The 6,090-nt window shown below is 73.2% G+C and carries 5 protein-coding genes; 3 read left to right on the top strand and 2 right to left on the bottom strand.

Features of this window, described 5'->3' with window-relative positions:
• Positions 1 to 1,012: ROK family transcriptional regulator (locus tag ACFWGJ_RS40790; protein ID WP_387334021.1), on the bottom strand; the 1,012-nt coding region annotated here is incomplete at its 3' end.
• Positions 1,013 to 1,155: 143 nt separating this feature from the next.
• On the opposite strand from ACFWGJ_RS40790, the gene ACFWGJ_RS40795 reads away from it, so the two are divergent.
• Positions 1,156 to 2,385, top strand: coding sequence for an MFS transporter (locus tag ACFWGJ_RS40795; RefSeq protein WP_387334022.1), 1,230 nt, complete (start codon positions 1,156 to 1,158; stop codon positions 2,383 to 2,385).
• A gap of 96 nt (positions 2,386 to 2,481) precedes the next feature.
• A complete protein-coding gene (locus ACFWGJ_RS40800) occupies positions 2,482 to 3,924 on the top strand; it encodes a uracil-xanthine permease family protein (protein ID WP_387334023.1) in 1,443 nt (480 codons plus the stop codon).
• On the opposite strand, the gene ACFWGJ_RS40805 is transcribed toward ACFWGJ_RS40800, so the two are convergent.
• Positions 3,906 to 5,033, bottom strand: coding sequence for a glycoside hydrolase family 6 protein (locus tag ACFWGJ_RS40805; RefSeq protein WP_387334025.1), 1,128 nt, complete (start codon positions 5,031 to 5,033; stop codon positions 3,906 to 3,908). The two genes, ACFWGJ_RS40800 and ACFWGJ_RS40805, sit on opposite strands and share 19 nt — an antisense overlap.
• Before the next feature lie 172 nt (positions 5,034 to 5,205).
• Here ACFWGJ_RS40805 and ACFWGJ_RS40810 point away from each other — a divergent pair, with 172 nt between their 5' ends.
• A complete protein-coding gene (locus tag ACFWGJ_RS40810; RefSeq protein ID WP_387334024.1) occupies positions 5,206 to 5,964 on the top strand; it encodes a DUF5995 family protein in 759 nt (252 codons plus the stop codon).
• Positions 5,965 to 6,090: the final 126 nt, after the last annotated feature.

The following is a 6,090-nucleotide window of genomic DNA, read 5'->3' on the forward strand; positions in this document are numbered from 1 at the left end:
CCGGCGCGAAGCCGGAGGGCGACCCCGGCGCGAAGCCGGAGGTCGACCCCGGCGCGAAGCCGGAGGTCGACCCCGGCGCGAAGCCGGAGGTCGACCCCGGCGCGAGGCCGGAGGTCACCCGCGCCACAGCCTCCCGCACCAACGCCGCCGCATGCGGCTCATGCTCGACCGCGGGCGCCACCACCCCGAACCTCCGCGCCAGTTCGGCGATGGCCGCAGCCCCCGCGAGCGAGTGGAACCCGCCCTCGCACCCCGTGGCGGACGGCAACCCGCCCGTCCCCGGCACCGGCAGGAAGCCGATCTCACCGGTCCCCCCGGACGCACCACGCCGCAGCACCCCGTCCAGGACCACCGCCGCCCCGATCCCGTGCCCGAGCCAGAGCAGCACGAAGGTGTCCCGGTCGCGCGCGGCGCCGTCCCGCTGCTCGGCCAGCGCCGCGAGGTTCGTCTCGTTCTCGACGACGACCCGGGCCTCGAAACGCTCCTTGAGGGCCGCGGCGAGACGCCGGTGCCACTCGGGCAGGCCCGTGGAATCGCGCAGCTCACCGGTCGCGGGGTCGATCAGCCCGGGAGCCCCCACCCCGACGGTGTGCAGCCGCTCGACCCCCGCCTCCTTCGCCGTGCGTTCGACCAGCGCGACCGCCTGCTCGACCGCGGGCCCGGTGGCGGTCTCGTCGGCGATCGGCACCGACGCCTCGGCCAGCACCGAGCCCAGCAGATCCGCGACGACCACGGCCACCCCCTCGGTGCGCACATCGAGGGCCGCCAGGTGAGCCCGGTCGGCGACGATCCCGTACAGCCGGGCGTTCGGGCCGCGCCGCTGTTCGCCGGACTCCCCGACCACGCCGATCAGCCCGGCCTCGGCGAGGCGTTCCACGAGGTCGGCGACCGAGGGGCGGGACAGTCCGGTGAGTTTCTTCAACTGCCCTGCCGTCAGGGGACCTTCCTGCTGCAGCAGCCGCAGGGCGAGCCGGTCGTTGATGGCCCGGGCGGTACTCGGTGATGCGGGCATGCCGGGATCCTTCCAGATCGATACGGACGGCTGCGGCGGGCGCGAAAACAGTCTATCTATCAGGCAGGGTGCCTGATAGTTTGCGGCGGCAGAGTGGAGAGACGACGGTCGACCACTGGGATCGACGGACAGGGGCCGGGAGAATGAGCGAAGTGGTCTACGACCGGCGCGAGGTGAAACGCTCCCGGTACGCCGTGGCGGCGGTGTTCGCCGTGCACGGCGCCGTCACCGGCTCGTTCGCGACCCGCGTCCCGTGGATCCAGGACCACGCCTCGGTGAGCGCGGGCCAGCTCGGCCTGGCCCTCGCCTTCCCCGCCGTAGGAGCTTCCCTGGCGATGCCGCTCGCGGGCAGCGTCAGCCATCGCTTCGGCGCCCGTACGGCCCTGCGCGGACTCATGGCGCTGTGGACGCTCGCCCTCGTCCTCCCGGCCCTCGCCCCGAACCTGCTCACCCTGTGCCTGGCCCTCTTCGTGTACGGGGCGACGGCCGGCATGGCCGACGTGGCGATGAACGCCCTGGGCGTCGAGGTCGAGAACCGGCTGGACAAGTCGATCATGTCCGGGCTGCACGGCATGTGGAGCGCGGGCGCCCTGATCGGCTCGGCCGGCGGAACGCTCGCCGCGCACCTGGGCACGGACGCCCGGCTGCACCACGCCCTCGCCGCGCTGACGCTCACCGTGCTCGGCACGATCGCCTGCCAGGGCGTACTGGACCTGCGCGCCACCGAGGACGAGGAGGCACCGCCGCGTTTCGCGCTGCCGCCCAGGTCGGCGCTGCTCATCGGCGCGATCGGCTTCTGCGCGGTGTTCGCGGAGGGCGCGAGCCTGGACTGGTCGGCGGTCTACCTGCGGGACGTCATCGGCGCCTCGGCGGGACTCGCCGCCGCGTGCACGACCGCCTTCACCCTCACCATGGCGCTCGCGCGGCTCGCCGGCGACGCGGTGGTGGACCGCTTCGGCCCGGTGCGCACCGTGCGGGTCAGCGGGCTCCTCGCCACCGCCGGCGCCCTGCTCGTCGTCCTGGCGCAGAACGCGGTCCTGGCCATGACCGGCTTCGCCCTGCTGGGCCTCGGCATAGCCGTGGTCGTACCGCTCTGCTTCGCCGCGGCGGGCCGCAGCGGCCCCAACCCGTCCCAGGCCATCGCGGGCGTCGCCACCATCACGTACACCTCGGGGCTGATCGCGCCGTCCGCCATCGGAACCGTTGCGGACGCGACGAGCCTGGTGACGTCCTTCGTGCTGGTGACCGTGCTGGCCTTCGGGCTCGCCGCGTTCGCAGGGGTCCTGCGGACCAGTGGCCGTACGTCGGGTGCCCAGGTCCCGGGCGCGCGCGGCGAGGTGACGGACGCGAAGGTTCCGGATTCCCGGCCCTGAACCGGCCGCTCCGCCGACTCCCCCCTACCATGGCGCTGATCTTCACGTACGGAATCTCGGACGCGCGTCCGAGGTGCAGAGAAAGCGGATACCACCATGGACCTCGGCGTGCGCTGGAAACTGCACGGTGACGGGCGATCACCCGCACCCGGAGCGGTCGTCCGCCCGGACGAACGGCTCTCGTGGCCCCGGACGGCGGGCCTCGGCGCCCAGCACGTGGTGGCGATGTTCGGGGCGTCCTTCGTAGCGCCGGTCCTGATGGGCCTGGACCCGAACCTCGCGATCATGATGTCGGGCGTCTCGACGGTGATCTTCCTGCTCGCGACCCGCGGCCGGGTGCCCAGCTACCTGGGCTGTTCGCTCTCCTTCGTGGGCGTCGCCGCGGTGATCCGGGCGCAGGGCGGCTCCAGCGCGACCGTGACCGGTGCCGTGTTCGTCGTGGGCGCCGTGCTGTTCCTGGTCGGCCTCGCGGTGCAGCGGTTCGGGGCGCGGATCATCCATGCCGCGATGCCGCCGATCGTCACGGGCGCGGTCGTCATGCTGATCGGCTTCAACCTGGCCCCGGTCACCGCCGCCACGTACTGGCCGCAGGACCAGTGGACGGCGCTGCTCGTGATGCTGTTCACCGGTCTGGCGGTGGTGTGCCTGCGCGGTTTCTGGTCACGGATCGCGATCTTCCTCGGCCTGATCTTCGGGTACGGCATCTCATGGCTCTTCGACCTGGTCTTCGGGCGGATCCACTCGGCCGACGCGAGCGGCAAGGTCACCGACCACTGGCGGCTCGATCTCTCCGGGGTCGGTTCGGCGGACTGGATCGGGCTGCCGGCGTTCCACGGGCCGTCCTTCGAGTGGTCGGCGATCCTCGTGGCCCTGCCCGTCGTCATCGCGCTGGTCGCCGAGAACGCGGGCCATGTGAAGGCCGTCGGCGAGATGACCGGCGACCCGCTGGACGACAAGCTGGGCACCGCGATCTCCGCGGACGGCGTCGGCTCGATGCTCTCCACCGCCGTGGGCGGCCCGCCCAACACCACGTACTCCGAGAACATCGGTGTCATGGCGGCGACCCGCGTCTACTCCACGGCCGCCTACTGGGCCGCCGCCGGCTTCGCGCTCCTCTTCGGCCTCTGCCCGAAGTTCGGCGCGGTCGTGGCCGCCATCCCGGGCGGGGTGCTCGGCGGGATCACCGTCATCCTGTACGGCATGATCGGCCTGCTCGGCGCGCAGATCTGGCTCAACGCCGGGGTGGACCTGCGCAATCCGCTGAACCTGGTACCGGCCGCGGCGGGCATCATCATCGGCGTCGGCGACGTCACGATGAAGTTCACCGACACCTTCTCGCTGAGCGGGATCGCGCTCGGCACGCTCGTCGTCATCACCGGCTACCACGCGCTGCGGGCGATGGCCCCCGCGCACCTCAAGTCGCAGGAACCGCTGCTCGACGAGGGCACGTCCTCGTACGCCTCCGAAGGCGCCCCCGAGGGCGGCTCGGACGGTGACTCCGCCGGCGGTCCGGCGAACGGTCAGCGCGCCAAGTCGTAGGCGTAGTCCGGTGTGAACGTCCCCGGCGTGCCCCGGCAGCCGTCGGACTCGCCCGGCAGCTTCACCCACAGATAGGCGTCGATCCTGGCCTCTCCGGTGCTCAGGGTCGGCGCCTGTCCCAGTGCGCGGCCCGCTGGGTCGCACCACTCGCCGTCGGCCGGGGCGCCGTTGCCGTTGCGGCTGGTGTCGATGACGGCGCCCAGGCTCGCCGGGCCGCCGAGCGCGTCGAGGGTCCGGCGGACGTACGCGACCTCGTCGCCCGTGCGGTTGAAGTTGGAGACGTTGCTGAAGATCCCGTCCGAGGAGGCGGTGGACGCGGCACCGGCCCGGCGCAGCAGCCCGGCCTGTTTCTGCGGTGAGTTCCAGTCCGAGTGGCCCGCGTCGAAGTAGACCCGCGCCTTCGGGTTCGCCGCCTTCAGGACACGGCCCGCGCGGGCCAACGCGCTGAAACGGGCCGTCCGTTGGCCCTCGGAGAGACAGTCCGACTGGGCGATCGCGTCCGGCTCCAGGATCACCACGACCGCACCGCCGCCGAGGCCCGCCGCGAACTTCTCGATCCACCCGTCGTACGCGCCGAGGTCCGGCGCGCCGCCCTGCGAGGCCCCGCCGCAGTCGCGGTCCGGTATCGCGTACGGGACGACGACGGGCACACGGCCCTTCGCCGCCCCGGCCGAAGTGACCGCCCTGACGCGGGCGGTGATGTTCGACGGCGTGTAGTCCGCGAACCAGACCGCGGCGGGGCGGTCGGCTATCCGGGACTCGATGACCGGGCGGCGCGGGTCGTCGGGGTTGGCCCGGACCCAGTCCAGGACCTGGGAGTCGCCGTGGCGGTACAGCCGCACGGACGCGGGCTCGGTTTTCGGCTTCGTGGCCGCGGACTTGGACGGCTGGGGGCGCGGCCCCGCCTTCGACGCGGACGCGGAGGGCGAGGGCGACGGGGAGCCGGAGGTCGCCGAGACCGAAGGGGTGGGCCTGTAGGGAAGGGGCTGCAGGAACGGTGTGCCGGACACGTCGGGCCGTGCCTCGTCGCTGCCCCGGCCGTCGTCCAGCGCGGACATCACCCCCGTCACGGTGCCGGCCGCGACGACGACGGAGGCCAGCGCCACCATGGCACCGCGCCGGGCGGCACGTCGGCGCTCCGCCCGGCGGGCGGTCAGACGCTCGGCACGTCGGACTGACACGTGGTGCTCCCCCTCCTCCAGGCCCCGCGTAATCCCCCGTTCTGGGGAAGCGACCGGCCCGGCGGCCCTCGGCACAGCCTAGGCCTGGGACCCTGCCCCCATGGTGCGGTTGGAGCGCTTCGCGCAAGACACGGTCCTCGTCCACGGGCTCGACGCGGTGGTACGCCGTATGCGCGCGCTCGACGCGCTGTGGCCCGAGCGGGACGGTGTCGCGGTCTTCAACCGGGTGTACCTCGCCGTCACCGAGGAGGTCTCCAGACGTGTGGACGCGGGGCACTTCAGCGACGTACGGGCCGCGGTCACGCTCGATGTGCGGTTCGCCGAGCGGTACCTCGGGGCGGTCGAGGCGGTCGCCCTGGACCGCCGGCCGCCCGCCTGCTGGCGGCCGCTGTTCCAGTTGCGGGGGCATCCGGGGGTACGTCCGCTGCAGTTCGCCCTCGCCGGTATCAATGCGCACATCGGGCACGATCTCGCGCTCGCGGTCGTGGACGCGTGTCGTACGCTCGGCTGCGAACCGGGGGAACTGGAGGACGAGTTCGACCAGGTCGGCGAGGTCCTGATCGCGCTGGAGGAGCGGATCCGGGAGGACCTGATGCCGGGGCCCGACCTCCTCCAGATCGCCGATCCGCTGACGCACCTGCTGGGGGCGTGGAGCCTCGACCGGGCGCGGGACGCGGCGTGGTCCGCTGCGCGGGCGGTGTGGGCGCTGCGGGAACTCCCCGACCTGGCGGAGGAGTTCACGAACCGCCTCGACGCGGGGGTGGGCCTGGTCGGCCGCTGCCTCCTCACCCCCTTGGAACCCCCGCCCTACACGGCGCCGCCCGGTGGGGGCTGGCCGCGCAGTTCCCCGCGCCCCTGAAGGGGCCCGCCCCTGTTCCGTCTTGTCTGCGGGCCGGTGGGGGCTGAGCGCGCAGTTCCCCGCGCCCCTTGAGGGGGTGGGGCTGATGGTAGTGACCTGTCCACCGGCCGGTGGGGGCTGAGCGCG

The organism is Streptomyces sp. NPDC060205, from assembly GCF_042728395.1.
Lineage (GTDB): Bacteria > Actinomycetota > Actinomycetes > Streptomycetales > Streptomycetaceae > Streptomyces.

What these genes read in the sequence shown, in the direction of transcription:
- ACFWGJ_RS40810 (WP_387334024.1), top strand. Translation starts at nt 5,206, where the DNA reads ATGGTGCGGTTGGAGCGCTTCGCGCAAGACACGGTCCTCGTCCACGGG.
- ACFWGJ_RS40795 (WP_387334022.1), top strand. Translation starts at nt 1,156, where the DNA reads ATGAGCGAAGTGGTCTACGACCGGCGCGAGGTGAAACGCTCCCGGTAC.
- ACFWGJ_RS40800 (WP_387334023.1), top strand. Translation starts at nt 2,482, where the DNA reads ATGGACCTCGGCGTGCGCTGGAAACTGCACGGTGACGGGCGATCACCC.
- ACFWGJ_RS40805 (WP_387334025.1), bottom strand. Translation starts at nt 5,033, where the DNA reads ATGGTGGCGCTGGCCTCCGTCGTCGTCGCGGCCGGCACCGTGACGGGG.